Origin of the sequence: Virgibacillus profundi, from assembly GCF_002287375.1 — a bacterium.
Taxonomy (GTDB): domain Bacteria; phylum Bacillota; class Bacilli; order Bacillales; family Amphibacillaceae; genus Virgibacillus_K; species Virgibacillus_K profundi.
Genome location: NZ_NPOA01000004.1, coordinates 241,088 through 267,218, shown reverse-complemented (window position 1 = coordinate 267,218; position 26,131 = coordinate 241,088). Strand labels below are relative to the sequence as shown.

Here is a 26,131-nt window from a genome sequence, read left to right as displayed (position 1 = left end):
AAACATTCATAAATTCTTTGTTCTTAATTAAGTTATCTTTAATTAAATATAAATATATCATTAATAATTTCATCTGTCAATTTTATAAAATAATAAAAGATCAGCACCTGTAATGGCAACTGATCCTTTTAAAATTTAAGCTAAAACAATTTCTTTAACTGTTTCATTATCTAATTTTTTAATAGCTTCTACAATTAATTTAACAGCATTTTCAAAATCATCACGATGCAGGATAGCTGCATGTGAATGAATATAACGTGTTGCTATCGTAATTGATAATGATGGTACTCCATTTGCAGTTAAATGTATAGATCCTGAATCAGTTCCACCACCGGCTATTGATGAAAACTGATAAGGAATTTTATTCTCATCAGCAGTCTTCACAATCAAATCACGTACACCTTTATGTGAAACCATTGATGCATCATATAAAATTATTTGTGGGCCTTTTCCTAGTTCACTATCTGCCTCCTGGTCAGAAACACCGGGAGTATCACCTGCGATACCTACATCAACTCCAAATCCAATATCGGGTTCGATTTTATGTGCAGCAGTCTTAGCACCACGTAAACCAACCTCTTCTTGAATTGTTCCAACTCCATATACTATGTTTGGATGGTCAACATCTTTAAGCTGTTTTAATACTTCAATAGCAATAGCACAGCCGATTCGGTTATCCCAGGCTTTTGCCAACAGCATTTTTTCATTTTTAAGTTGCGTAAATTCAAAGTAAGGAACGACAGAATTACCTGGTTTAACACCAAATTCCAATGCTTCCTCTTTGCTGGTTGCACCAATATCAATAAACATATCTTTTATATCAACTGGCTTTTTACGTGCTTCTGCTGAAAGAATATGTGGAGGCTTGGAGCCAATAACTCCGGTAACATCTCCATCTTCTCCCATGATTGTTACACGCTGGGCCAGCATTACTTGACTCCACCAGCCACCAACAGTCTGGAAATAAACAAATCCTTTGTCATCAATACGAGTGACCATAAATCCTACTTCATCCAAGTGCCCGGCAACCATAATTTTTGGTCCGCCTTCTTTTCCTGTTTTCTTAGCGATCAAGCTTCCAAGATTATCTGTAAATACTTCATCAGCATAGGGACTGATATATTTTTCCATTACTTCTCTTGGTTCTTTCTCATTACCCGGAATTCCTTTTGCATCTGTTAAATCTTTTAGCATTGTTAGTGTGTTATCAAGTTTAGCCATATGTATTAAAATCCTCCTTTTATTACTGCAACCCCAATTATAACTTTTTTTAGTAAAATAACAAAATATTTAAAGTTATTAATAGCCCTGATTCTGTCTTTCGTAATTTATCTCATTCTTTTTCAAGTATGCCTGTTGAATATCTGATTCACTAAAGCCGAGAAGATCACCAAGCTGCAGGAACTTTTTAAACATTTTATCATAATTTATTTTTGTTGGATTTTGCTTGAATGAAGTACATGCTTCAAATACAAGATTAAATTGCTCTGTTTCAGTTAATCTTACCGCTTCTATAGGCTGGGCTTCATATTTATAACCTTTCTCAATCCCCAGAGATAGAATAAAATGGATCCCATCCACATATTCCTCCAGGATGATACTTTTTTCATTCCGCGGTTTTTTACTCCAAAATTTAAAGCATCTTGTTTCATTTGCCAGCTCACCAAGCTCCACTAATAATGCCAAATATTTTTCCTGAAAAACATCTATATCTTTCATGTTATGATTGGACTCAATATATTTATCCAACTGTTCCTGCATTGAAAAAAGTTTATCCCAGTTCAATTATATTTCCCTCTTTTCTCATTTTTAGGCTATTTTCTAAAAGATTGGACTAAGTTTACTCGCCCCACCGAAAAAATATTGTTTTTGTTACAAAAGATATAAACTACGACGTAATAGATGATCACTAGTCCTTATTACCGCTCCGGAAACACATTTCGCTGGATTTCTGGTTACTGCCGATGTACTGCATTAGTAATCAATTTTTAAAACATCAAACCACCTAACCAGTTCGGGTGAGCGGAGGGCGGTGACTCCAGTGGGAATAGCACGTGTCTGAAGACCCCGCAGAGTGACTTTCTCGAGGAGGCTGAAGCCGTGCCCGCGGAAAGCATCCGCCCGCAGCGATCCCGGACGGCGACGGCGGCAATGGCACATGTTATTGGAATCAATCTCGATTTACTTCACATTTTACATCCACTCCGAAGATTAAGAAGATAAAACTTACAAAAAAGCCTTTTTTATGATTGTACCACTAATAAAAGAAAAGCTTAAAACATACGTTTATAGAAATATTTTATGTTAAATAAACAAAAATGTAAAATTAGTGAAACCTACCTGCTGGATAAAACGTACAAGTAGAGAAGACAACAAATAACAGGGAGACGGTTGACTATGATTGTGTTATTATTTCGTATACTTATACTTGTTGCACTAGCTCTCCTCGTCTATACTTGGATTCAATATTTCCGCAATCCACAGAGGCGACTTCGTATTGCTAAAGAAACAAACGAATTCTATTTTTTGGATGAACCTGATAATAATAAGAAAAATATCCAATTTGTTTATAAAGGCTGCTTATTTCAAGGGGAAAAATATGTAGGTGCAACAGAATATTCCTTTGAAGTTGTTGATATCCATGTTGTGGTTGACGATTCACTTGAATTAAAGGGGCTTACACGTGATGACTTGTATTTTCTCGAAAATGAAATTCTTTTACGCTATCCACATGCGAAAATTGAATGGAAACATCCGATCAATCAATTATTGTTAACCAGTATTGAATAAAAAACACTCATCTGTCTGTTCAGATGAGTGTTTTTTATGCTTATGTGCTTACTTGAAAAAAATCCTGCCATTTTATTATAATTTCTTTGCGTCTTAAAATATAAATTAATGGCAGCAATGCGATTAGAAATACGAAGATATATAATGGGGTTAAGTTGGATATCCATCCACCGATGGACGTATATACAAATGCTAAAGGAATATTGGATAATAAAGATGATTTCGTGTAATCCCTAAAGTTTGCGGAGATTTCAATTAAACATAATGATAACAAATGAAAATGGATAAATGGGATCAGACGAAGTAGCGTAATTTGTGGTGTTGTTAATTCAGAATGTTTTCCGATCATTTTTTGTTTTACCTTTACAAGTTTTTTAAATGTCTTTGGCATCCACTTTATAATAAAATAAAAGATGACACTTGATAATGTGATGCCTATAAGGGAATAAAATGTCCCTGCAACAGCTCCGAACAATATCCCACCAGAGATACATATAAAGACTACAGGAAGAAAAAACAATGGCCGGAGCAAGTGAAAACTAATGAAAAGGATTGGAGCAAAAAGCCCGCCCGTTTCGATGAATGCCATTATATAATTCCCAAAAAGATCCACTAATCTACCCCCTTTTAACAGAGCTATTTGTATCTTAATATCTCTTAGTACATGTATATGACAAGAGACGAGCCTTTATGACATGGAAGGAAAGAAAAAGAATATGATAATAGCTGCATGGAAAATAATAAGTAAAGGCATCCCTATCACAAACGAGCTGTGCTTTGTTTTATGACGGAAAAATTTCATTCCAATTAATCCTCCAACAGCACCACCAATCAGTGCCAGCACCCAAAAAGTCTTTTCAGGGATACGATATTGATGCTTTTTTGCTTTTTGCTTATCCAGCCCCATCAAAAAAAATGTAATTAGATTAACACCTGCCAAGTAAACTAAGATAACACTTATTCCATCCATTACTCCACTTCCTCTGTTTATGTAAGAAAAAAGATCAAATCCAGGCATACGGATTTGATCCTTCATTCTAAATTATTTTAAAGCATCTTTTGCTTTAACTGCTAATTGAGCAAATGCTTTTTCGTCATTAATAGCAAGTTCTGACAGCATCTTACGGTTAACTTCGATACCTGCAACTTTTAATCCATGCATTAGTTTGCTGTAAGAAAGATCATTCAAGCGAGCTGCAGCATTAATACGAGTGATCCAAAGTTTACGGAAATCACGTTTTTTCTGTCTGCGGTCACGATAAGCATATTGACCTGATTTCATTACTTGCTGTTTTGCTGTTTTAAATAGCGTTCTCTTCGAACCATAATAACCTTTTGCTAGTTTAAGGACGCGTTTACGACGTTGACGCGTTACTGTTCCACCTTTAACACGTGGCATGATAATTCCCTCCTATATTACAATCAAAATCATTTTTATTAGATTAAAAAAATATTATTATTTATTTGGAATCATTGCTTTGATTCGTCTATAATCTCCTGCAGAAACAAGCGCACCTTTACGAAGTTTACGTTTTTGTTTCTGAGATTTATTTGCAAATAAATGGCTTGTATAAGCATGTGAGCGTTTCATTTTTCCAGAACCTGTTCTTTTAAAGCGTTTTTGAGAACCTTTATGGGTTTTCATTTTAGGCATAATAATTTCCTCCTTGTAATGTTAGTGAATATCCTACCTGAGGATGATTAATTATTTTTCATTAATGGGAGCAAGCATCATAAACATATTGCGGCCTTCCATTTTAGGTTTGGTTTCAACCGTAGCAACATCTTTAACATCCTCTGCCATACGGTCAAGCACATTCCGGCCAAGCTCCTTGTGTGTAATAGCACGTCCGCGAAAACGAACTGCTGCTTTTACTTTATCGCCTTTTTCAAGGAATTTTTTAGCGTTCTTTAATTTAGTTTCATAATCATGATCGCCAATTCCTGGTGTAAAGCGTACTTCTTTTACATTTATAACTTTTTGTTTTTTACGAGCTTCTTTTTCCTTTTTTTGCTGCTCAAAACGATACTTACCAAAGTCCATGATTCGACATACCGGCGGTTTTGCATTTGGTGCAACCAATACTAAATCCAGATTTCTGGTTTGTGCAATTTCCAATGCTTCCTGACGTGATTTCACACCAAGCTGATCACCATTTGAGTCGATAAGACGTACTTCTCTAGCACGAATCTTTTCATTGACATTCATATCTTTGCTAATTGCCAGCCACCTCCAAAATATTTTAAGTGTTACTGATCTTTCATTGACAAGCGGATTTTAAAACATTAAAAAAGTGTCGGTACAATCATGCACCCACACGTCTCCAATAGTCTATTTAAAGAAATTAGAAACCAGTCAACTGCAAATTGCGTCGATCAGGTGAGAAGCGGGTGCTTCTACTTGTCTCAGATCATTTAGTTTTTATTCAACTAATATAGAATAACATGTAAACATAACATTGTCAAACAAACATTCTATTTCAACGTTATTAAGTTTGTTACCCGAATTACTATATCATATTTTTATCCAATTGAAAAGGCCATGCGACTATACATGGCCAAATAAATTATTTTCTCAATGTTTTCTCAACAATTTCCTTACTTATTAAAGCAACAAAATCACTATAGCTCATAGTTTCTGATTGCTTTTCACCATATCGGCGAACATTAACTGCATCTGCTTCTATTTCGTTGTCACCAAGTACCAAAGCGAATGGTATTTTTTGAGTTTGTGCTTCTCTTATTTTATACCCGATTTTTTCATCACGCTCATCAACTGTCACCCTTATGCCCTGTAATTTCAATTTATCAGCAACTTCTTTTGCATAATCTAAATGAACCTGTGGTGAAACAGGAATTGCCTTGACTTGAACCGGGGCCAACCAGGTTGGGAATGCTCCCTTATACTCTTCAATAAGAAATGCAACAAAACGTTCCATTGTAGAAACAACTCCACGGTGGATAACGACAGGACGATGTTCTTTGCCATCCTCACCAATGTATGTCAGGTCAAACCTTTCGGGCAGCTGATAGTCAAGCTGAACTGTAGAAAGCGTTTCATCCTTGCCTAATGCTGTTTTTACTTGCACATCCAATTTAGGACCATAAAAAGCGGCTTCCCCTACTGCTTCTACATAATCAAGGTTCATGTCTTCCATTGTTTCCTTCAGCATACTCTCAGCTTTTTCCCACATTTCATCATTGTCAATATACTTTTCCTTGTCCTCAGGGTCACGGTAGGATAGACGGAAATAATATTCGTCAATTCCAAAGTCTTTATACACCTTTTGTACAAGCTCCACAACCCGGATAAATTCTTCCTTCAGCTGATCCGGTCTTGCAAAAATATGCGCATCATTTAATGTCATTGCCCTTACCCGCTGAAGTCCGGCAAGTGCCCCACTCATTTCATAACGGTGCATTGTACCGAGCTCAGCAATACGTACAGGTAAATTACGATAGCTCCATAATTGATCTTTAAAAACCATCATATGATGTGGACAGTTCATTGGACGTAATACAAGTTCCTCATTGTCCATTTGCATTGTTGGGAACATATCATCCTGGTAATGATCCCAGTGTCCACTTGTTTTGTACAGATCCACATTTGCTAAAACTGGTGTATATACATGGTCATAACCAAGGCGTTCCTCGATATCTACAATATAGCGTTCAATTTGCCGGCGTATTGTTGCACCTTTTGGAAGCCATAGTGGTAAGCCTTGACCAATCTGCTGATTAACTGTAAAAATATCCAATTCTTTTCCGAGCTTACGATGATCACGTTCCTTGCGCTCTTCCAAAAGATTCAGATACTCATCAACCTGTGCCTGTTTTTCAAAAGCTGTACCATAAATACGCTGCAATTGTTGATTATTACTATCCCCACGCCAATATGCGCCGGAAATACTCAATAATTTAAATGCTTTAATTTTATTTGTAGCAGGTACGTGAATTCCCCGGCACAAATCAAAGAATTCACCTTGCTCATAAATGGTTACCTGTTCGCCTTCCGGAATTGCGTCGATTAATTCCAATTTTAGATCATCACCAATTTCACGAAATTTTTCTTTTGCTTCCTCTCGTGAAACTTCAATTCGTTTGATTTCAAGCGCCTCATCGACAATTCGTTTCATTTCTTTCTCTATCTTTGGAAGATCTTCAGGGGTTAGCGATTGCTCCATGTCCATGTCGTAATAGAAACCTTCTTCAATGACCGGTCCCACACCAAATTTAACATCTTTATAGAGACGTTTTATTGCCTGTGCCATTAAATGCGCAGTGGAGTGACGCATAATTTCAATACCTTCCTGATTTTTATAGGTAATGATTTCAATTTCTCCACCATTCGTTAATTCACGTCTTAAATCTATTGGTTCCCCGTCTAACTTAATAGCTAATGCCTGTTTTTTTAATCCCGAAGATATGGATCCTGCTATCTCTTCTCCTGTTGTACCTGATGGGAATTGCTTTACTGCCCCATCTGGAAATTTAATTGCGATTTCCTCTGCCATTATGATCACTCCTTAAATAAATTAAAAGACGCCCGTCCCTCTGCATTGCCTGCAAAGGGACGAGCGTCTGACACGTCGTGGTTCCACCCAGATTTCCGCAAAATTATTAACTCGCGGCTTCATTTATCTTTAACGCAGATGAGACGCCACTATTTACTGACTATTTCAATAGCAGGGTTCAAAGGTGGTAATTAAATTGAATGTACAGGGGAAGCTTTCAGCCATGGACTTCCTTCTCTAAACTATACAGCATCAAATTAATCATGTCCTTATCCTTACCTTTAATTTAAGTAATATTATAATATAATCTGTATTATAGCCTCTGTCATTGGTAAAATCAAGTTTATTCGTATTCATTTTTAATATAGTATGAGAATGGGAACTTACTAAATGGCTCAAAATCAACTTTTTCCTGAAAGACATTAATAACAGTCAACGTTTTCGGTTCTGAAGGATGGTCTCCATAAATTTTAATTTTATTTGGTGCCATTGCAACTAAAGGAGCCAAATTCATTTCATCGTCATTCAATCCGACAATATAAAGTGGTTCTTTCTGCATGAGAACACGTAGCTCCATTTTCGTAAACCTTTTACCATTTTGCTTAAAAAAAGAAAAGGTACGTCCCTGCAATATATGAATGGTTTTAAAGCTTGGTTCCTTTTTAGCAATATACTCACGTAGCATATTAACAAATTCCTGATGATCCTCTTCCCGTTTAAATTCATCAATAGCTAAGCCCACATAATGTATAAGCTGATCCTTAAAAACCTTCAAACGGAATTTTACGATCGAATCAAAATGAATGGCTGTTGTATTTTTTATATTGGAGATGAACAAAGAATGCAGCAATTGACTTGGATCTTTATTATTGCGCACTTGAAGGCTATCCTCATCCTCCCCTTTAAAAATCCAATGTGTTAAATCCAAAATCTTTTCTATCTCATCACTATTTGTATAATAATAAAATTCTTTAATAATATTTCTTATCATACTTCCCAAACGATGTGTAATAAAAACATCAACCATTGATTTGGCTATTGTATCCACAAGTTCATTTGTTTGGATTAACTCCTCAAATTGTAAATGATTCCCCCATTCTTTATGTGTTTTCCAATGCAATTCAATTTGCTTATTATAACGAAATACCTGTTCACAAAAACGAATCACCTCTTTATCAGATTCAAAATATACCTCCAGCAATATACATCACCCTCACCCAAGACCAAACTGTTACATTATATGGATGAATGGAATAAAAAATGTATAAACCAGTGAAACTAGTTAGTTAGATAAAAAAGCTACCATGAAAGTAGTTGTACTTTACATGATAGCTTCAATTCTATCTATTATTGTCTTCGATTTTCTCCATAGATTGGAACATCGCTACTAACCTGTTTAATTCGTTCAATTATCCTGCCTGCTTTAACGTTTTCCACTCCTGTACGTGTAGTTGCCAGCTGGCCTTCCAACTGTTTCAGGTCATAATTGGATGTAAAGAAGACGGGTAATCTTTCCATCATCCGATACTGAAGGATGGATCCTAAAATTTCATCACGGAACCAGGCAGATAGCGATTCTGCACCGATATCATCAAGCATTAATACATCTGCTTTCTTGAAATAGTCTATTTTTTCATTAATAGAATCATCTTTAAATGATGATTTTATTTCCCTTACAAACTCCGGCATATAGATTAATGTTGATGATATATTAAATTCTTTTAATTTATTGGCAAGTGCCCCTAGAAAATAAGTTTTCCCAACTCCAAAAGGTCCGTAAAAATATATTCCTTTTCTCGGAATGCCCTTTTCTGCATTTCCTATAAATTGGATTAACTCACGGATGGCATCGTTTCGTTCTGTATCATCATGTATGAGATCGTCAATTGTTGCATCCAATATCTCTTTTGGCATATACAGGCTTCTAATTAACTTTTCCTGCTGTTTTTGTTTTTCATCTGCAATCCTTGTATGACATTTCTCATAAGAGAGATGAATCTCATTGTTTTCTACATGCAAAATAGGTGAGTAACCTTGCAGCATATTTTTACAGCCACCTAGTGAAGTACATCTATCACACTGCTTGGACTGTGATTTATATTCATATAATTTAATTAGGTTTTTCTCAATTTCCTTTTTAGTTATGCTTGGATGCAGTGATAAAAACTCTTTGATTTCGGGATCATTCAATACATCACTTTTTATTTTTTTATAATTTTCCTGGAAATTATCATTTTCCCGCATCCATTTTTTCAAAGTGGATTGAACTGGTTCCATTCAAATCACCTCCATCTTATATTTTTTTATTTTTTGCTTGAATACTGACGTAACAAAGCAGCAATTTCTTCCTGTTCTTTTGCAGCATCTCTTTTAATTGGTTTTTCTACTGGTTTTTGTTGTTTTTGCTTCCGTTCTTTAAACCAGTCAGGAACAATTTCTTTCGTACCCGTATTTCGATAATTGGGTTTGGTGGTTGCCCCTTTTTGATACCTTTCTTTTTCCTTTTTGGCAAATACCATCGCTTCTTTGGCAGTTTTTAAATTTGTTCTGGACCAATGACTTGCTATTTTCTCTAAATAAGCTTTGGAAAGCTTCATATTGGATTGCAGTAAGACATAGTGGATCAGGACATTCATAACCGGTGATGGTAATCCTTGAGTTGTCATCACTTGCTGTATTACTTTCATATCCTGTGCGGAGGCTTGATTACCACTTGATAAATCCTCTAATAATTGCTTTGGTGAAATTGTTTCCAATTCATAAATCAGTTGTTCTTCTTTTGTTGTTGGTATAAATTCTTTTTTAGGCATTCTTGTTTTATTAGATAAATTTATAGTTGATTCACTATGCTTTGATTTAAATAAATCATGACATGCTGTCTTAAATTCATTTATATCCAGTATATTATCTTCTCTCAGTGCCCATAGTATTGACTTCTCAATTTCATAGGAAGCTAAATCATATAAAACCATCATTTGTGATATCAATTTGCGATTATCGTTGGTCAGGACCCTTTGCACTGGAATCATACGTTGCTTCAGCATCTGCTCTATCCAAGAAAAGTCAATCCTGTTTTTATTTTGTATATCAGCCTCTGGAACAAGAACAGGTTCGATATTATCTACGGATGGACTGAATGTTTGAAACACATCACTAAAAGATACAGTTATCTCTTTACCATATTGCTCAACTAACTCTTTATTATAATGTTTTTTTAATGCTAAAAACTTATCATCACCCAAATGATGATATAAAAGCTGTGTCAGCATAGCGTCCTTGAAAAAATCCTTTGGTGCAAAGGGGCTTTGCAGCTCATAAATATAAAAGTTATTACTGGCTGATTTTTTTTCATATGTTTTAAGTAAACCGATACCTTCAAGCTTTAATCTTGCCTGATAGATTTCATCTAATGGTACATTTAAATAATTCATTAATGTATGATGGGTTTGCGGTGTTTGGTCTTGCTGCAGCTCCATCTCATGCAAGAGTGTCTGATATAACACAACTGCCTGAATACCAAGCAAAGGCTGGTATAAATGGGTTAAAGATTTTGCATAATCTATTGGCAAATATTCTTTTAATAAAACATAATATCCCTCAATAGGCAAAATTTTTCCAATATATTTCATTTCATCTAACCCTCTCATAACCTGTACATACTTATTTTAATATAAATCTTTTAGGAATTCTTTTTATCTGTTTTGATTAAATCCTTGAGCTCATCAAGAAATACAGTAATATCTTTAAACTGGCGATACACAGATGCAAATCGAACGTAAGCAACTTCATCTACCTTGGATAATCGCTCCATTACTAATTCACCAATTTCATTGCTGTCTATTTCCGATGATCCCATATTACGAAGTTCTTTTTCCACATCAAAAGCAATTGCTTCAATTTTCTCAAGCGGAACCGGACGTTTTTCACAAGCTTTGATTAATCCGCGAATCAGTTTTTCCCTGCTAAATTCCTGTCTTGCTCCATCTTTTTTCACAACTATTAAAGGAACTTCTTCAATTCGCTCAAATGTAGTAAATCGAAATCCGCACTGTTCACATTCTCTTCTTCTGCGAATAGACCTTCCTTCTTCAATCGGACGTGAATCCAGAACCTTAGTACTTTTATTGTGGCAATTTGAACATCTCACCTTAGTTCAACCCCATTCATCGTTTCTATCGATGTGTTTTCGTTTTTTCTATCAATTGCAACTCTTTATTAATTTGTGTATATAACTTTTGAATTAATTTAAAACTGTAGCCAAAATCAAATGGAAGTACAGATTCAGTTGTTACGGAGAAGTCAATGGCAGTTTGATATGGTCTGACCATAATTACAGTGGCAACAATAAATGCCTTCTTTCCTTTTTTAACATTTACACTAATTTCCCCATGTTCTTTTGAAATGGAATTTATGTCGTACGCTTGAGAACTTTTAAAAAAATTCTCGAGCATCTGCATCCCTTTATCTTTTGTTGTTTTATAATAATGTGTTTGGAGTGATGGATCCCAATGTTCTTCTTTGGATTCTGAATGATTATTAAAATATTTTGATATAGTATTACGCAACGACATTTTTCTCCACCCCGTACTGTATTTTCTTTATTTATGTATAATATTTATATTTTAACATGTTTCGAGTAAATCCTCTATGAAAAAATAAAGAGTTGCAAGCCAGTAGAAGATTCTAAAATTAAAAGCACCTATTTCCGATCAGTAACCGGTAAATAAGTGCTCTTGTTAATTTATGAAATTTTTGCATGCTGCTGATGCAGAAAACTTCCTGCATATTTTGTTAAATCCAACACACGTTTTGAGTAACCCCACTCATTATCATACCAGGCGATTACTTTAATTTTATTATTTTCCATCACAATGGTTGATAAGCCATCAATAATTGCTGAGTATTCTGTAGTCGTATAATCGACAGATACAAGTGGTTCCTCACTATACTTTATAATACCCTTCATCTGATCCGCTGCTGCTTTTTTAAAAGCTTGATTAACTTCTTCAATAGAAACTGATTTCTTCACATCGACTACTAAATCCACCAAAGAAACATTTGGTGTAGGTACCCTCAGTGACATACCATGTAATTTCCCATTTAAATGTGGTAAAACCTCACCTAAAGCCTTCGCTGCACCGGTTGAGGTAGGGATAATGGACTGGGTGCATCCCCTTGCTCTGCGCAGGTCCTTATGTGGATTATCCAGATTTTGTTGGTCATTTGTAAAAGCATGTACAGTCGTCATTAAACCATTTATTATATTAAAGTTATCGTCCAATACTTTGACAACAGGGGCTAAACAATTCGTTGTACAGGAAGCATTTGAAATAACATCATCCTTGTCAGGGTGATATAAATTTTCATTCACTCCCATCACGATCGTTTTATCCACCTGTTTTCCCGGTGCTGTAATAACTACTTTTTTCGCCCCTGCCTTAATGTGCAGTCCGGCAGTTTCCTTTGTTTTAAATTTACCTGTTGCTTCGATAACAACATCGATACCATAGCTTTTCCATGGAAGTTTCTCCGGTTCACGTGAGTTGACCAGATTGATTTTTTTACCATTAATTTCAAGTCCATCTGATAGCGCATTCACTTCACCTTCAAAGATTCCATGGACACTATCATACTTAATTAGATGTGCAAGCGTTTCTGGAGGATAGCTTGCATTAATTGCAACAACCTCTAATTTGTGATCAGTAACCGCCTGGCGAAATACCATTCGTCCAATACGGCCAAATCCATTAATAGCAAGTCGGGTCTTATTCATTCATAATCCTCCTATATACGTTATACTCAAATTGTTTTTTATATTAATTAGTATAACACATTTAAAAAGAAATGTGTTTCATTTTTAGTTTTTATTCCAGAAGGTTGGTTTCTATAGGATTGGGACTGTGCACTGCTTTGTCCACCGAAAGGATTTGTTGTTTTTGTCACAAAATATATATACTGCGAAGTAACTGCGAAGTTGATTTCCGCTCCGGGCAGTCACTTTCCGCGGGCACGGCTTCAGCCGCCCGCGGAAAGCGAAGTGTGTTTCCGTAGCGGTAGATTTAGCACATATTATCATTAAAAGTTACTTCGCATTCTACATCCAATACGAGAAAAATGAATTTCAGGAACAAAACTGCAAGTACGCAAAATGGCCTGGATTTTTTTCCAGACCATTTTTCATTACTATTAAATTGCATTCCATTCCTTTAATAATGCTTTCAACTGTTCATAGGACTCATTTTTGGTTCCATTATTATCTATGACGGCATCTGCCAATTGGGCTTTTTCCTTAACGGATATCTGTGATTTTATCCGTTGCTTTGCCTCTTCTTCACTATAACCGTCACGTTTCATTAAACGATCTAACTGTACTTCTTCATCCACATAGACAACAACTATTTTATCAACAAAATGGGATAATTTACTCTCAAATAGTAATGGAATATCAAGAACTACACAGTTTGCTTCGGCATTCACATACGCGTCACGCTGCTTCAGCATATTTTCTCTAACCGCAGGGTGGACGATTTCATTTAACAATTTACGTTTATTATCATCTGCAAAAATAATGGCACCTAACTTTTTACGATCAAGTGTATTATCTTCCAGTAGTATCTCCCTGCCAAATGTATTGATTATACTCTCATATGCCTGTTCACCCGGGTTAACAACTTCTCTTGATATCTTATCTGCATCAACTACTGGTATTTTAAAATCATCGAACATAAGGGAAACAGTGCTTTTACCACTAGCAATGCTTCCGGTTAACCCAATAACCAGTGTCACTTGGCTTCCACCTCTTAGCTTTTTTGACATGTATTACATATATGTGTACCACGACCGCCTATTTTCAATTTAACAATTGGATTTCCACATTTTTTACATGCTTTATTTTCCTGTCCATAAACAAATAACTCCTGTTGAAACATTCCCATATCGCCCTGACTGTTTACATAGGATCGGATTGTAGTTCCGCCTTGCTTAACAGCTTCACTCAGTGTGGCGATTGTTTGCTCCTGTATAGCTGTTACTTCTTTTTTTGTAAGTTTACTTGACCGTTTTAATGGATGCACACTTGCTTTATACAATGTTTCATCAACATAGATATTGCCAAGTCCTGTTACAATCGTTTGATCTAAAAGGGCTGATTTAATCACACGATCTGTTTTCTTTAGCTTCCTATAAAAATAGTCAAAGGTAAATGCTTCATCAAAAGGATCGGGACCTAATTTATTTAAAGGTTTATTTAGTAATTCTTCTCCCTTATTATAAACATGCATGGTTCCAAATTTGCGTACATCATTGTAACGCAGCTCTTCCCCATTCGTAAATCTAAATATGACATGGGTATGTTTTTTTACCGGTTCACTCATTTTATGAACACTGTACTTCCCTTCCATTCGTAAATGGGATATAAGTACATAATCATCTAAATGAAACAAAAGAAATTTCCCTCTTCGGCTCAAGAATTGAATCGTTTGACCCTTAAGCAGTGTTTTAAAATGTTCTACATCATCTGGTTCTTTAATAATATTTGGCCAATGGACTTCTACCTCTTTAATTGTTTTATTTATAATAAATTGTTTTAACGTGTTTTTTATTGTCTCTACTTCTGGTAATTCCGGCATGTAACCAATTCTCCTTATTTTGCATCAAACCAGCTGTCTCCGAATGCATAATCTACCTTTAATGGAACGATTAAATCCACCGTTTTCTCCATCATTGCCGGTACTATTTCTTTTAATTGTTCAACTTCTTCTTTTGGCGCTTCAATGATTAATTCGTCATGTACCTGCAGTAGCATTCTTGCTTGCAGTTTTTCTTCAATTAGTTTTTCGTGCAGATCAATCATAGCCTTTTTAATGATATCTGCAGCACTACCCTGTATAGGGGTATTCATCGCAGTTCTCTCGGCAAAGCTTCGAAAATTAAAATTTCTGCTCGTAATTTCCGGTAAATATCTTCTGCGCTTCATTAACGTACTGACATAACCTTTATGCTTTGCTTCCTGTACAATTTCTTCCATATAACTTTTAACTCCAGGGTAGCTTTCAAAATAACGGTCAATGAACTTTTTAGCCTCTTTACGCGTAATTCCCAGGTTTTGTGAAAGGCCGTAATCACTAATACCATAGACAATTCCAAAGTTTACAGCTTTTGCCTGACGACGCATATTGGATGTGACTTCTTCTTTATCAACATGAAATACATCCATGGCTGTTTGTGTATGAATATCAAGATTATTTTTAAAGGACTCAACCAGTTTTTCATCCTTGGCAATATGTGCCAATACTCGCAACTCAATTTGTGAATAGTCGGCTGCAAACATGATCCAATCCTTTTTCACTGGGACAAATGCTTGTCTTATTTTTCTTCCTTCTTCCAGGCGTATCGGTATATTTTGCAGGTTGGGATCAACAGAGCTTAATCTTCCGGTTTGCGTTAATGCCTGGTTATAACGTGTATGAATTTTATTTGTATCATTATTAACTACCTTTAGTAATCCTTCAATATAAGTAGATTGCAGTTTACCTAATTGTCTATATAAAAGAATTTTTGGTATTATTTCATGTTCATTTTCCAATTGTTCCAATACATCTGCAGCAGTTGAATATCCCGTCTTTGTCTTTTTAATAACAGGTAATTTCAGTTTTTCGAACAAAATGGGACCAAGTTGTTTTGGTGAATTTAAATTAAATGTTTCGTCGGCTAAATCATGAATTTCTTTTTCAAGATTATTTAATCGTTCTCTAAGATCTTTTCCCATTTCTTCAATACGTTCAACATTCAACCGAACACCTAAACTCTCCATTTCACCTAAAATAAGCGCAAGTGGCATTTCTAATTCTTTGCATAGCTCGTATTGTTCATTTTCTTTTAGCTGTTCTTCCATTTTATCTTTTAGCACAAATAAGGTTTTCGTTTTCCTAGCAACATGCTCTGCCAGGACAGGTTGTTCCGGTACTTTTATTTTTGCACCTTTCCCGTAAACTTCCTCATCAAAAAGTACATCCTTTTTCCCCATTCGATTTCCAATTGCAGGAATATCGTGATTATTCTCTGCGGGATTGAGCAGATATGAGGTTAGAAGCATATCAAACGTAATTCCTTTCATATGAATTTGATGTCTTAACATTGCTACTAACGTCTTTTTGGCATCGAATACATACTTTGTTTTACTCTGGTCCTCCGCCCAACTCTTGAAAACTTTTGAGTTTAGAGCAACATCTGCTGGAATGAAATATGCATTATTTTCATTAACAATGCCGAAACCTTCAATAGCTGCTGTATGATAATTTTCACTGAGCATTTCAACGACTAAAGCTTCATTTCCTGTGAAAATTTCTTCGCTAATTTCATCTAAAATAGACAGTTCTATTTCCTTTAATTCATTATTTTCATTTTCTTCATCTGTTGTTTGTCCATCCAGCTTATTAAGTAATGATTGAAATCCAAGATCTTTAAAAACACTACTCACTTTAGATTGCTCATATCCTTCATACGATAGTTCATCAACAGACACCTTAATCGGTGAATCACATTTAATCGTAACAAGCTCTTTACTCATAAATGCTTCATCTTTGTACTTAGTTAAATTCTCTTTCATTTTTTTCCCACTAATAGCGTCAATATGATTATACACTTCGTCCAGCGTCTCATATTGTTTCAATAATTTAGTAGCAGTCTTTTGTCCTATCCCTGGAACTCCTGGAATATTGTCGGAGTTATCCCCCATTAATGCCTTCAAATCTATTATTTGATCAGGAGAAACCTCCATTTTTTCTATCATATATTCCGGTGTGTATTTTTCTACTTCACTTATCCCTTTTTTGGTTAAATTCACTGTTACACGATCTGAAACAAGTTGCAATAAATCCTTATCACCTGATATTACTGTTACATCCCAATTATTCTTTTCTCCTTCAGTCGAAAGTGTTCCGATAATATCATCTGCTTCATATCGCTCTAATTGATAATGCTGGATATCAAATGCATCAAGCAATTCCTTTAACAAAGGAAATTGTTCCGATAGTTCGGGTGGCGTTTTTTGTCGTCCTCCTTTATATTCTTTATAGGTTTCATGGCGAAATGTAGTTTTACCTGCATCAAAAGCAACAAGCATATGGGTTGGTTGTTCTTCTTCCAATATTCTCATGAGCATTGTTGTAAATCCAAACACTGCATTTGTATATACACCTTTATCATTATTTAAAAGTGGCAAAGCAAAAAAGGCACGATAAATAATACTGTTACCATCAATTAAAACGAGTTTTTTTGACAACGGTCCGCCTCCTCCAAAAATATTAATCACTAATCATATTTTATCACTGTACGGAAGGAATTGAAAAAATAATGGAGTAAATAAAAAAAACATCCACTCCAAGAGAGGATGTTCTTAATTTGAAATATTTTTTGGCAAATATATGTGGATAGCCGTTCCTTTATTTATTTCACTGTCAATCTCAATCGTCCCTTCATGTACTTCTACGATATGTTTAACAATTGCTAATCCTAATCCTGTTCCGCCTGTATTTCTGCTTCTCGCTTGATCAACCCGGTAAAAACGTTCAAATAAACGCGAAAGTGCTTTTTCATCAATACCAATCCCTGTATCTGACACTTTTATATGTACAAATTTGTCATTAGAAGTAATGTGTAATGATATTTCACCATTCTCCGAAGTGTAGTTAACAGCATTGTCCAGAAGGTTAATTAGGATTTGTTTAACCTTTTCCTTATCAGCCATGAACGTAATATCCTCATCCAAAGATAGGGATATTTTCAGATTCTTTTGCATTGCTTTTTGCTTAATAACCGGCATAACTTCATCTACTAAGACATTTATGTTTATCTTATTTAATACAAGGGGGAAATCTTCTCTTTCCAATCTGGACAGTGTTAACAAATCCTCAATGATCAATTGCAGTCGATTACTTTCATTATATATTATTTCTAAAAACTCATTGTTTACTTTTACATCATTCATGTCATTTTCCAATAGTGTTTCAGCAAATCCTTTAATCGAAGTAATAGGCGTCTTTAGTTCATGCGAAACATTTGCAACAAAATCCTTTCGCATCAACTCCAATTTTTTTAATTCTGTGATGTCATATAAAACAAGTACTGCACCTTTTAACATGTTTCGTTCATTAAAAATTGGTGCACCAACTATTTCCAGGTACTGCTTTTCATTCCCATTATGATTTGTAAAGGTTTCTTTTACACTTTTTTCATATAAGAAGGTTTTTTGCACTGTCTCATGAATTATTTTATTATCCAATACCTCATAATAGAGATAACCCTTATAGTCTTTCATTGTGTTTCCAAACATAGAAATAAACTTACGGTTGACAAGATGTATATAGCCCTTGGAATCAATCAGCACCAAACCGCCTTCTGTATTATCTATCACTGTTGTCAATTGTTCTGAATGCATTTGCTCCTGAATCGAAAGTTCATTTAGATTGCGTGCCAATTTATTAATTTTTTGAATTAACTCACCAACATGGCTGGTTGAAGTATGATGAATCCTTGCCCTGAAATTCCCCTTCACTATTTCTTCAACTGTGTTTGTCGCTTTTTTAATTGGCTTTATATGTCTTTCATATACATGCAATAAAAATAATAAAAGAATAATAAATTCAGCTAATAATACCGAAATAAGTACAATATAATTGTCCATTACAAGACTTAAAACAGTTCCGGATAGTATAATAACTGCTAATACACCAATTACGTATGCAAATAATGGCCTTGTAAATAAAGGCTTCATGATGGCAAGTCCTCCATCTTATATCCGAGCCCTCTTATTGTTTTAATATATGTTGTCTTTTTAGGATTTGGTTCGATTTTTTCTCTGAGATGACTTACATGAACATCTACAATCCGTGTATCCCCAACGAAATCATAATCCCACACGCCACTTAATAATTGATCCCTTGAGATAACTTTACCTTTATTATTTGCCAGGTAATGTAAGAGTTCAAATTCCTTTCTGGTAAAGGTAATAACCTCTCCATTAGCCTCAGCCTCATAACGTTCCGGATAAATAAATAAGTCACCTATTTGTATGAAACTATACTGTGTTTTTGATACTTTATTTGTTCTTCTTAAAATAGCTTTCACACGAGCAATAACCTCTTTTGGACTAAATGGCTTTGTTAAATAATCATCTGCACCCAGTTCCAAGCCAAGTACTTTATCAAATTCTTCGTCTTTTGCTGTTAACATCAGGATTGGTGTATCTATTTTATTATTTCTTAAATGCTTACAAACTTCCATTCCATCCATTTCTGGAAGCATTAAATCAAGAATAATTAAATCATAGCTATTATTCTCCGCTTTTTTTATAGCTTCCAATCCATCATATGCTACATCTGTACTGAATCCTGCTTTCTCCATATTAAAATTTAATAATGTAACTATGGATACTTCATCATCAACAATAAGAATTTTTTCATTCATTATAAAAGCCCCATTTCATTTAACAGTACTGCCTTCTATCTTACAATGAAAAGTAGACAATGTGAATGTAATACGATGTTTGTAAATTAAATTTTACAATATAGAAGGCTCTTTTTGTAAGGATTATAGTCGTATTGGATCTAAAGTGCGACATATGCGCTTGGTTATTTTCCGCTGCGGACCGTTGCTTTCCGCGGGCACGGCTTCAGTCTCCTCGAGAAAACCACTCTGCGGGGTCTTCAGACACGTGCTTTTCCCGCAGGAGTCAACGGTCCTCCGCTCCAAACAACCGCATAAATGTGCAAGTATTTGTTTAAATTAATCAAGAAATTTTAAAAAAACTTTAAAGCACAATTCCAGCGAAGGAAACACATTGAAGACTCCTGCGGGAGGAAAGGCATAGGTGAGACCCCGGAGTGCGTAGCACGAGGAGGCTCACCAGCCGCCCGCGGAAAGCGAAATGTGTTTCCGTAGCGGTAGATTTAGCACATATTATCATTAAAAGTTACATCGCAGTTTATATCTATTTTGACAAAACAGCATTTTTTTGTGGGACGACTAACTGTAACTCCAATCTTTTAGAATGCAGTCATATAAAAATACTACTCTCCTTTAGCGGAGAATAGTATCAGCAGTTTATAATTTAGAAAAAGTTTTCCAATGAACTTGCGGTTAGTGAGTTGGGTTTATATGCCGGACAAACATATAATTTACCATTAACAATTACTTCACCTTCCGTATCATAGCCTATAGCCGATAATGCTACTCGATGGTTTTTTTCGTCAATAGCAATAATCTCAATTGTAAGTTTTACTTCTGTATTATGAAAAACGGGTTTTGGAAACGACATCTCATGCTGGGTGATGTGACTTCCAGGGCCTGGCAAATGCATTGAAATAACCTGTGAAACCATTCCAAATACCATTACAGATGGTACAATTGGTTGCTTATAAGGTGTTTGAGATGCATAGTCATGTTGTATGTACAATGGGTTCGCATCATTCGTTAGGCCCAAATATAACAATAAGTCTCTGTCTTCAATAATTTTTACTGCAGTATAGGAATCACCTACCTGTAAATCATTAATCAAGTTTCCCAGTTTTCTTTTTTTATCGATCAAGAATACACCCCCTATTTATGTAAGCGTTTACTATTATATCAAATAATAATAGTAACTGCTAATTAAATTCTTAGAAAACTTGGCTTATCGCCAAGCCTTAATGGCGAAAGCTTTAGTTCAACGAAAAATACTTTTCGTCTGCGATGATAATGCTTCGAAGTATTACTTATGCACTTATACTGATTTCCTAAAAAAGTTATATTTTCCTATCAGTGTAAAAAAGGCTTCTTACGACATACAAATCTATGTAATAAGAAGCCTTTTAAAAAGAATATTATTCTAATATATCAAGGACCTTTTTAACAGAATCTGCTGATTTATCCAATGCAGCTTTTTCTTCTTTTGTTAAATCCAACTCAATTATTTCTTCGATACCTTTTCCACCAATAACAGTTGGCACGCCAAGATAAATGTCAGAATATCCATATTCACCTTCCAGGTATGCGATGGATGGCAGTACACGACGCTGGTCTTTAAGAATAGCTTCTGCCATAGCTGTTAATGATGCAGCAGGCGCATAATATGCACTTCCATTACCCAGAAGACCGACAATTTCACCGCCACCTTTACGTGTTCGCTCAACAATGGCATCCAAGCGGTCTTTTGATATTAATTTTTCAAGTGGAATGCCACCTGCATAGGAATAACGAATTAATGGTACCATATCATCCCCATGTCCACCTAAAACAAAACCTGTAATATCTTTTACGGATAGATTCAGTTCCTCAGCTACGAATGTACAAAAACGTGCAGTATCAAGTACGCCTGATTGTCCGATTACACGTTCTTTTGGCAAACCTGATTCTTTAAATGCTGTATATGTCATAGCGTCAACTGGGTTGGACAATACAATAATTGTAGTTTCAGGTGAATATTTTACAATATCCTTTGCTACTGTTTTCATGATTTTGGCATTTGTGTTTACTAAGTCATCACGGCTCATGCCTGGTTTACGCGCAATACCTGCAGTGATAATTACTAAATCAGAGTCTTTAGTATCTTCATAGTTTGCAGTACCTTTAATATTCGCATCAAATCCCTGAACCGGTGCAGCTTCAGCCATATCCAAAGCTTTTCCCTTTGTAGGGTCTTCCATATTTGGAATGTCTACCAGTACAATATCACCAAGTTCTTTTTGAGCAAGCATTAATGCAGTAGTTGCACCAGTAAACCCTGAACCAATCACAGAAATTCTATTTCTTCTTATAGCCATTTGATAATCCTCCTATTGTTCGTTCTATATAAAATGAAGCTGTTAAAGGATAATATACCAAAAACAGCTTCATTTGACGACTAGATGGACATCACTCCCACTTAAACAGGCGGGCCCATAAGACGTAATATTAAGTTATGCAATTGTTATTATTAGATACTGATTTAGTTCATGTTTTTAATAAGTTCATTACCGAATTCGGAACACTTAACTTCTTTTGCTCCATCCATCAAGCGGGCAAAATCATAGGTTACAACTTTAGATGCAATTGTTTTATCCATTGCTTGTGTAATCAGATCAGCTGCTTCTCTCCACTCAAGATGCTCAAGCATCAATACTGCAGATAGAATTACAGATGAAGGGTTAACTTTATCCATACCTGCATATTTAGGCGCTGTACCATGTGTAGCTTCAAAAATCGCATGGCCGGTATCATAGTTAATGTTTGCTCCAGGAGCTATTCCGATTCCTCCAACTTGTGCTGCCAAAGCATCAGAGATATAGTCACCATTTAGGTTCATTGTTGCAACAACATCGAATTCTTTTGGACGAGTTAGGATTTGCTGTAGGAAAATATCGGCAATTGAATCTTTGATAAGTATTTTCCCTGCAGCTATTGCATCGTCTTGTGCTTTATTCGCTGCATCTTTCCCGTCTTTTTCTACAATGCGGTCATATTCTGCCCATGTGAATACTTTATCGCCATATTCTTCTTCAGCTACTTCATATCCCCATGCTTTAAATGCACCTTCTGTAAATTTCATGATGTTACCTTTATGTACTAAAGTAACACTTTTACGTCCTTCACTCAGCGCATAATCAATGCTTGAACGTACTAAACGTTTCGTTCCTTCCTCAGATACCGGCTTAACGCCAATTCCTGATGTTTCCGGGAAACGAATATTACTTACATTCATTTCATTTGTTAGAAAATCAACAACTTTTTTAACTTCAGCGGAACCTTTCTGCCATTCGATCCCAGCATAGATGTCCTCTGTGTTTTCACGGAAAATTGCCATATCTACATCTTCAGGACGTTTAACCGGAGATGGTACACCTTCAAAATAACGTACAGGACGAAGACATGTGTATAAATCAAGTTCTTGACGAAGTGCAACGTTTAATGAACGGATTCCTCCGCCAATCGGTGTTGTTAAAGGACCCTTGATTGCAATTTTATATTCATTAATCATATCAAGTGTCTCTTGTGGTAGCCATTCGCCAGTTTTATCAAATGCCTTTTGTCCAGCATATACTTCTGTCCATTCAATTTTCTTTGAACCATCATATGCTTTTTCAACGGCAGCTTCAATTACATTTCGTGCGGCTGACCAAATATCAGGACCTGTTCCATCACCTTCAATAAAAGGAATGATTGGATTGTTAGGTACATTCATTTTCCCATTTTCTACAACGATTTTTTCTCCCTGAGCCATAAAAAAGACCTCCTAGTAAACTTTATACATCATTATTTTAACACATTCCTGCTTATCAATCATGATAATTGCTGTAGTTTATAGCTATGTTATGATTTAGCGTTTTTCAATCGAAACATATTCCGGTGATTTCGGTCCAATATATTCTGCACGTGGACGAATCAGACGATTATTATCATACTGTTCCAGAATATGTGCCAACCATCCGGACACACGGCTTACTGCAAAAATAGGGGTAAATAAATCATGGTCAATTCCCAGACTGTGGTACACAGAAGCAGAATAGAAGTCCACATTCGCAGGTAGCCCTTTATGTTCTTTAATATAATCTTCAATCTTCACAGACATATTATACCATTTTGCCTGTCCGGTAAGTTCGGTTAATTGTCTGGACATTTCTTTTAAGAATTTTGCACGTGGATCTCCACTACGATACACACGGTGCCCCATTCCCATAATTTTTTCTTTGTTTTCCAGTTTTTCCTTTATGTAAGGAATTGCATTCTCTTCTTCACCAATTTCCGTAAGCATTTTCATAACGCGCTCGTTAGCACCACCATGAAGTGGTCCTTTTAACGCACCGATAGCTGCTGTTACACCAGAATAAATATCCGACAATGTTGCCACACAAACTCTGGCAGTAAAAGTAGATGCATTCAATTCATGGTCTGCATGTAGAACCAATGCTTTATTAATAGCTTCAACTTCAATTGGTTTAGGTTCTTCTCCATTTAACATATATAAAAAGTTTTCAGCATAGCTAAAATCCTTTTTTGGTTGAACCGGGTCTTTTCCCTGACGGATTCTGGCAAAAGCTGTAACTATTGATGAAATTTTTGCCTGCAGGCGAATTGCTTTACTCTTATTCGCAGCCTTTTCCATTTTATCTGCTTCCTCATCGTATAACCCTAGGAGAGATACTGCCGTGCGTAAAGCCGCCATTGGATGTACAGTTGATAAATCATATGAACGTAAATGATCAATTATAGCTTGCGGTAACTCCATATTGGAAGCAAGCTCCGCTTTAAAAGCATCTAACTCCGATTTGTTTGGTAGCTTTAGATTCCATAACAAATAAACTACTTCCTCAAAACTTGAATTCTCTGCCAAATCATCAATCTTATAACCAACATATGTAAGTTGGTCATCAATAATGGAACTAATTGACGATTGAGTTGCTACAACCCCTTCGAGTCCTTTCGTTGTTGATGTCATAACAAACCCTCTCCTTTTATCTATGATAATTAATTACTTTTTAGACAATAGTTTTTATGTAACATTGTCATCCCCACATTCAATTATAAAGTAAAATTCATATAAAGTGAATTGAAACCGCTTAATTTCATCAATTAAATTATGGGGGATTCTTTTTCTTTCAAAATGACTATTTTATTTTTTTAAAAATAATTACAACCAGTCTAATTCCTATTCTTTCATCATATGTAAATTAATACAAGTATTATTTAAAATGGGGTCTTTTTATGTACAAGCCATTATTTTATCAACTGATTAGATTGTTATTTGTGATTGTCACTATTTTGTTTATCTATTTTTTCGCCAAATATTCAATGATTTATCTATTTCCTATTTTGATTGCTGTAACCCTATCATATTTTATTAACCCTGCAGTCAGTTTTTTTGAAAACAAGCTTAAATTTCCCAGACCAATTGCAACAATAACTATTTTAGTTTTTATTTTCAGCACTATTGCCGGGGTGATTATATTTATAATACAGGAGCTTATTCAGGGAACGGCCTACCTAGCTGAGGTTATACCAATTCATTTTCATCGATTTATTTCGGCAGTGGAAGAAATTTTCCATGCAACTATTTTACCGTTCTATCATAAAATAGTTGCCTTTTTTCATTCACTGGATCCTTCACAGCAATCATCAATCAGTGATAACATTGAGCAATTTACCAGCAACATAGCTTCCTCAGGTGCTGCCTTACTGCAGGATTTAATTTTAATCATACCAGCAATCCTATCTGCACTGCCAAATTCAGTTACAGTGTTCATGTTTATTATACTTGCAACTTTTTTCATCACAAATGATTGGTATTCATTAAATCAAACATTGAAAAAAATCATCCCTGTTTCTGCCGGTAAATCAATAAATCATGTGTTTTTCCAATTAAAAAAAGCGCTGACAGGTTTTATAAAAGCACAAGCAATACTTATTTCCATAACTGCAGGCATTATTTTTTTAGGTTTATTATTTCTCCAGGTTGATCATGCGTTTACCATTGCGCTCATGGCTTCCGCTGTGGACATACTACCACTTATTGGAACAGGTATTATTTTTATTCCATGGATTATCTATCTATTTATTACAGCAAATTATTCCATGACAATCAGTTTAGCAATCCTGTATATGCTTATTGTAGTTGTACGTCAACTGCTTGAGCCTAAAATTCTTTCTTCCAGTATTGGTTTAAATCCACTCGCTGCATTAATTGCCTTATTTTTAGGAATACAATTGTGGGGAATAGTCGGGCTCTTCCTCGCTCCTTTCCTACTTGTAATTATTAATGCTTTTTACCAGGCAGGTTTAATAAAACAGCTCTGGTCATTTATAAAGGGATAATTCAT

At 35.4% G+C, this 26,131-nt stretch carries 25 protein-coding genes and 1 other annotated feature; of the genes, 2 read left to right on the top strand and 23 right to left on the bottom strand.

Annotated elements, in window-relative coordinates; genetic code table 11:
- Positions 1-135: 135 nt before the first annotated feature.
- Together CIL05_RS08110 and CIL05_RS08105 are read right to left on the bottom strand one after the other, a co-directional pair.
- Complete coding sequence (locus CIL05_RS08110; protein ID WP_095655026.1) at positions 136-1,221, bottom strand: M42 family metallopeptidase; 1,086 nt, start codon at positions 1,219-1,221, stop codon at positions 136-138.
- Between the two features lie 78 nt (positions 1,222-1,299).
- Complete coding sequence (locus CIL05_RS08105) at positions 1,300-1,785, bottom strand: dUTP diphosphatase (RefSeq protein ID WP_095655025.1); 486 nt, start codon at positions 1,783-1,785, stop codon at positions 1,300-1,302.
- Positions 1,786-2,397: 612 nt separating this feature from the next.
- Between CIL05_RS08105 and CIL05_RS08100 the strand changes: the two genes are divergently transcribed.
- Positions 2,398-2,790, top strand: a complete 393-nt coding sequence (locus tag CIL05_RS08100; protein ID WP_095655024.1) for a sigma-w pathway protein ysdB — start codon at positions 2,398-2,400, stop codon at positions 2,788-2,790.
- Between the two features lie 40 nt (positions 2,791-2,830).
- On the opposite strand, the gene CIL05_RS08095 is transcribed toward CIL05_RS08100, so the two are convergent.
- From CIL05_RS08095 to citZ, 21 genes are all read right to left on the bottom strand, one after another.
- Positions 2,831-3,403: a TVP38/TMEM64 family protein gene (locus tag CIL05_RS08095; protein ID WP_095655023.1), complete on the bottom strand. Its 573-nt coding sequence runs from the start codon at positions 3,401-3,403 to the stop codon at positions 2,831-2,833.
- A gap of 75 nt (positions 3,404-3,478) precedes the next feature.
- Positions 3,479-3,760: a DUF1294 domain-containing protein gene (locus CIL05_RS08090; protein WP_095655022.1), complete on the bottom strand. Its 282-nt coding sequence runs from the start codon at positions 3,758-3,760 to the stop codon at positions 3,479-3,481.
- Positions 3,761-3,832: 72 nt separating this feature from the next.
- Positions 3,833-4,189, bottom strand: a complete 357-nt coding sequence (gene rplT, locus CIL05_RS08085) for a 50S ribosomal protein L20 (protein WP_095655021.1) — start codon at positions 4,187-4,189, stop codon at positions 3,833-3,835.
- Positions 4,190-4,246: 57 nt separating this feature from the next.
- Positions 4,247-4,444, bottom strand: a complete 198-nt coding sequence (rpmI, locus tag CIL05_RS08080) for a 50S ribosomal protein L35 (protein WP_095655020.1) — start codon at positions 4,442-4,444, stop codon at positions 4,247-4,249.
- Positions 4,445-4,495: 51 nt separating this feature from the next.
- Positions 4,496-4,999 (bottom strand): translation initiation factor IF-3, encoded by a 504-nt coding sequence (gene infC / locus CIL05_RS08075; protein WP_107505449.1) that lies wholly within the window; start codon positions 4,997-4,999, stop codon positions 4,496-4,498.
- A gap of 73 nt (positions 5,000-5,072) precedes the next feature.
- Positions 5,073-5,199, bottom strand: a sequence feature (ribosomal protein L20 leader region).
- A gap of 158 nt (positions 5,200-5,357) precedes the next feature.
- Positions 5,358-7,304: a threonine--tRNA ligase gene (gene thrS, locus CIL05_RS08070; RefSeq protein WP_095655018.1), complete on the bottom strand. Its 1,947-nt coding sequence runs from the start codon at positions 7,302-7,304 to the stop codon at positions 5,358-5,360.
- Positions 7,305-7,647: 343 nt separating this feature from the next.
- Entirely contained in the window at positions 7,648-8,505 is an 858-nt protein-coding gene (gene ytxC, locus CIL05_RS08065; protein ID WP_095655017.1) for a putative sporulation protein YtxC, read from the bottom strand.
- Between the two features lie 146 nt (positions 8,506-8,651).
- The gene (gene dnaI, locus CIL05_RS08060; protein WP_095655016.1) at positions 8,652-9,581 is read right to left on the bottom strand and encodes a primosomal protein DnaI; all 930 of its coding nucleotides are present in this window, start codon (positions 9,579-9,581) and stop codon (positions 8,652-8,654) included.
- A gap of 26 nt (positions 9,582-9,607) precedes the next feature.
- On the bottom strand, positions 9,608-10,933 hold the full coding sequence (locus CIL05_RS08055; RefSeq protein ID WP_095655015.1) for a replication initiation and membrane attachment family protein: 1,326 nt from the start codon (positions 10,931-10,933) through the stop codon (positions 9,608-9,610).
- 50 nt (positions 10,934-10,983) lie between these two features.
- Entirely contained in the window at positions 10,984-11,451 is a 468-nt protein-coding gene (nrdR, locus tag CIL05_RS08050) for a transcriptional regulator NrdR (protein ID WP_095655014.1), read from the bottom strand.
- 25 nt (positions 11,452-11,476) lie between these two features.
- Positions 11,477-11,875, bottom strand: a complete 399-nt coding sequence (locus tag CIL05_RS08045; protein WP_095655013.1) for a cytosolic protein — start codon at positions 11,873-11,875, stop codon at positions 11,477-11,479.
- A gap of 170 nt (positions 11,876-12,045) precedes the next feature.
- Complete coding sequence (locus tag CIL05_RS08040; protein WP_095655012.1) at positions 12,046-13,077, bottom strand: glyceraldehyde-3-phosphate dehydrogenase; 1,032 nt, start codon at positions 13,075-13,077, stop codon at positions 12,046-12,048.
- A gap of 413 nt (positions 13,078-13,490) precedes the next feature.
- Positions 13,491-14,090 (bottom strand): dephospho-CoA kinase, encoded by a 600-nt coding sequence (coaE, locus tag CIL05_RS08035; RefSeq protein ID WP_095655011.1) that lies wholly within the window; start codon positions 14,088-14,090, stop codon positions 13,491-13,493.
- A 14-nt stretch (positions 14,091-14,104) separates the two neighbouring features.
- On the bottom strand, positions 14,105-14,932 hold the full coding sequence (gene mutM, locus CIL05_RS08030) for a DNA-formamidopyrimidine glycosylase (RefSeq protein ID WP_095655010.1): 828 nt from the start codon (positions 14,930-14,932) through the stop codon (positions 14,105-14,107).
- A 14-nt stretch (positions 14,933-14,946) separates the two neighbouring features.
- On the bottom strand, positions 14,947-17,586 hold the full coding sequence (polA, locus tag CIL05_RS08025; protein WP_095655009.1) for a DNA polymerase I: 2,640 nt from the start codon (positions 17,584-17,586) through the stop codon (positions 14,947-14,949).
- Between the two features lie 114 nt (positions 17,587-17,700).
- Entirely contained in the window at positions 17,701-19,077 is a 1,377-nt protein-coding gene (pnpS, locus tag CIL05_RS08020) for a two-component system histidine kinase PnpS (protein WP_095655008.1), read from the bottom strand.
- Complete coding sequence (locus CIL05_RS08015; RefSeq protein WP_095655007.1) at positions 19,074-19,769, bottom strand: response regulator transcription factor; 696 nt, start codon at positions 19,767-19,769, stop codon at positions 19,074-19,076. Before CIL05_RS08015 ends, pnpS begins: the two co-directional genes overlap by 4 nt.
- A gap of 643 nt (positions 19,770-20,412) precedes the next feature.
- Positions 20,413-20,889 carry a MaoC/PaaZ C-terminal domain-containing protein gene (locus tag CIL05_RS08010; RefSeq protein ID WP_095655006.1) on the bottom strand — a complete coding sequence of 159 codons (477 nt, stop codon included), beginning with the start codon at positions 20,887-20,889 and terminating at the stop codon, positions 20,413-20,415.
- A gap of 274 nt (positions 20,890-21,163) precedes the next feature.
- Entirely contained in the window at positions 21,164-22,102 is a 939-nt protein-coding gene (gene mdh / locus CIL05_RS08005) for a malate dehydrogenase (protein WP_095655005.1), read from the bottom strand.
- Between the two features lie 164 nt (positions 22,103-22,266).
- Positions 22,267-23,538 (bottom strand): NADP-dependent isocitrate dehydrogenase, encoded by a 1,272-nt coding sequence (gene icd, locus CIL05_RS08000; protein ID WP_095655004.1) that lies wholly within the window; start codon positions 23,536-23,538, stop codon positions 22,267-22,269.
- Positions 23,539-23,634: 96 nt separating this feature from the next.
- The gene (citZ, locus tag CIL05_RS07995) at positions 23,635-24,753 is read right to left on the bottom strand and encodes a citrate synthase (RefSeq protein ID WP_095655003.1); all 1,119 of its coding nucleotides are present in this window, start codon (positions 24,751-24,753) and stop codon (positions 23,635-23,637) included.
- A gap of 266 nt (positions 24,754-25,019) precedes the next feature.
- Between citZ and ytvI the strand changes: the two genes are divergently transcribed.
- On the top strand, positions 25,020-26,126 hold the full coding sequence (ytvI, locus tag CIL05_RS07990) for a sporulation integral membrane protein YtvI (protein ID WP_095655002.1): 1,107 nt from the start codon (positions 25,020-25,022) through the stop codon (positions 26,124-26,126).
- Positions 26,127-26,131: the final 5 nt, after the last annotated feature.

What these genes read in the sequence shown, in the direction of transcription:
- rplT (WP_095655021.1), bottom strand. Translation starts at nt 4,189, where the DNA reads ATGCCACGTGTTAAAGGTGGAACAGTAACGCGTCAACGTCGTAAACGC.
- dnaI (WP_095655016.1), bottom strand. Translation starts at nt 9,581, where the DNA reads ATGGAACCAGTTCAATCCACTTTGAAAAAATGGATGCGGGAAAATGAT.
- icd (WP_095655004.1), bottom strand. Translation starts at nt 23,538, where the DNA reads ATGGCTCAGGGAGAAAAAATCGTTGTAGAAAATGGGAAAATGAATGTA.
- infC (WP_107505449.1), bottom strand. Translation starts at nt 4,999, where the DNA reads ATGAATGTCAATGAAAAGATTCGTGCTAGAGAAGTACGTCTTATCGAC.
- mdh (WP_095655005.1), bottom strand. Translation starts at nt 22,102, where the DNA reads ATGGCTATAAGAAGAAATAGAATTTCTGTGATTGGTTCAGGGTTTACT.
- thrS (WP_095655018.1), bottom strand. Translation starts at nt 7,304, where the DNA reads ATGGCAGAGGAAATCGCAATTAAATTTCCAGATGGGGCAGTAAAGCAA.
- CIL05_RS08055 (WP_095655015.1), bottom strand. Translation starts at nt 10,933, where the DNA reads ATGAAATATATTGGAAAAATTTTGCCTATTGAGGGATATTATGTTTTA.
- CIL05_RS08015 (WP_095655007.1), bottom strand. Translation starts at nt 19,769, where the DNA reads ATGAATGAAAAAATTCTTATTGTTGATGATGAAGTATCCATAGTTACA.
- rpmI (WP_095655020.1), bottom strand. Translation starts at nt 4,444, where the DNA reads ATGCCTAAAATGAAAACCCATAAAGGTTCTCAAAAACGCTTTAAAAGA.
- pnpS (WP_095655008.1), bottom strand. Translation starts at nt 19,077, where the DNA reads ATGAAGCCTTTATTTACAAGGCCATTATTTGCATACGTAATTGGTGTA.
- CIL05_RS08090 (WP_095655022.1), bottom strand. Translation starts at nt 3,760, where the DNA reads ATGGATGGAATAAGTGTTATCTTAGTTTACTTGGCAGGTGTTAATCTA.
- citZ (WP_095655003.1), bottom strand. Translation starts at nt 24,753, where the DNA reads ATGACATCAACAACGAAAGGACTCGAAGGGGTTGTAGCAACTCAATCG.
- CIL05_RS08040 (WP_095655012.1), bottom strand. Translation starts at nt 13,077, where the DNA reads ATGAATAAGACCCGACTTGCTATTAATGGATTTGGCCGTATTGGACGA.
- CIL05_RS08045 (WP_095655013.1), bottom strand. Translation starts at nt 11,875, where the DNA reads ATGTCGTTGCGTAATACTATATCAAAATATTTTAATAATCATTCAGAA.
- ytvI (WP_095655002.1), top strand. Translation starts at nt 25,020, where the DNA reads ATGTACAAGCCATTATTTTATCAACTGATTAGATTGTTATTTGTGATT.
- mutM (WP_095655010.1), bottom strand. Translation starts at nt 14,932, where the DNA reads ATGCCGGAATTACCAGAAGTAGAGACAATAAAAAACACGTTAAAACAA.
- CIL05_RS08110 (WP_095655026.1), bottom strand. Translation starts at nt 1,221, where the DNA reads ATGGCTAAACTTGATAACACACTAACAATGCTAAAAGATTTAACAGAT.
- CIL05_RS08100 (WP_095655024.1), top strand. Translation starts at nt 2,398, where the DNA reads ATGATTGTGTTATTATTTCGTATACTTATACTTGTTGCACTAGCTCTC.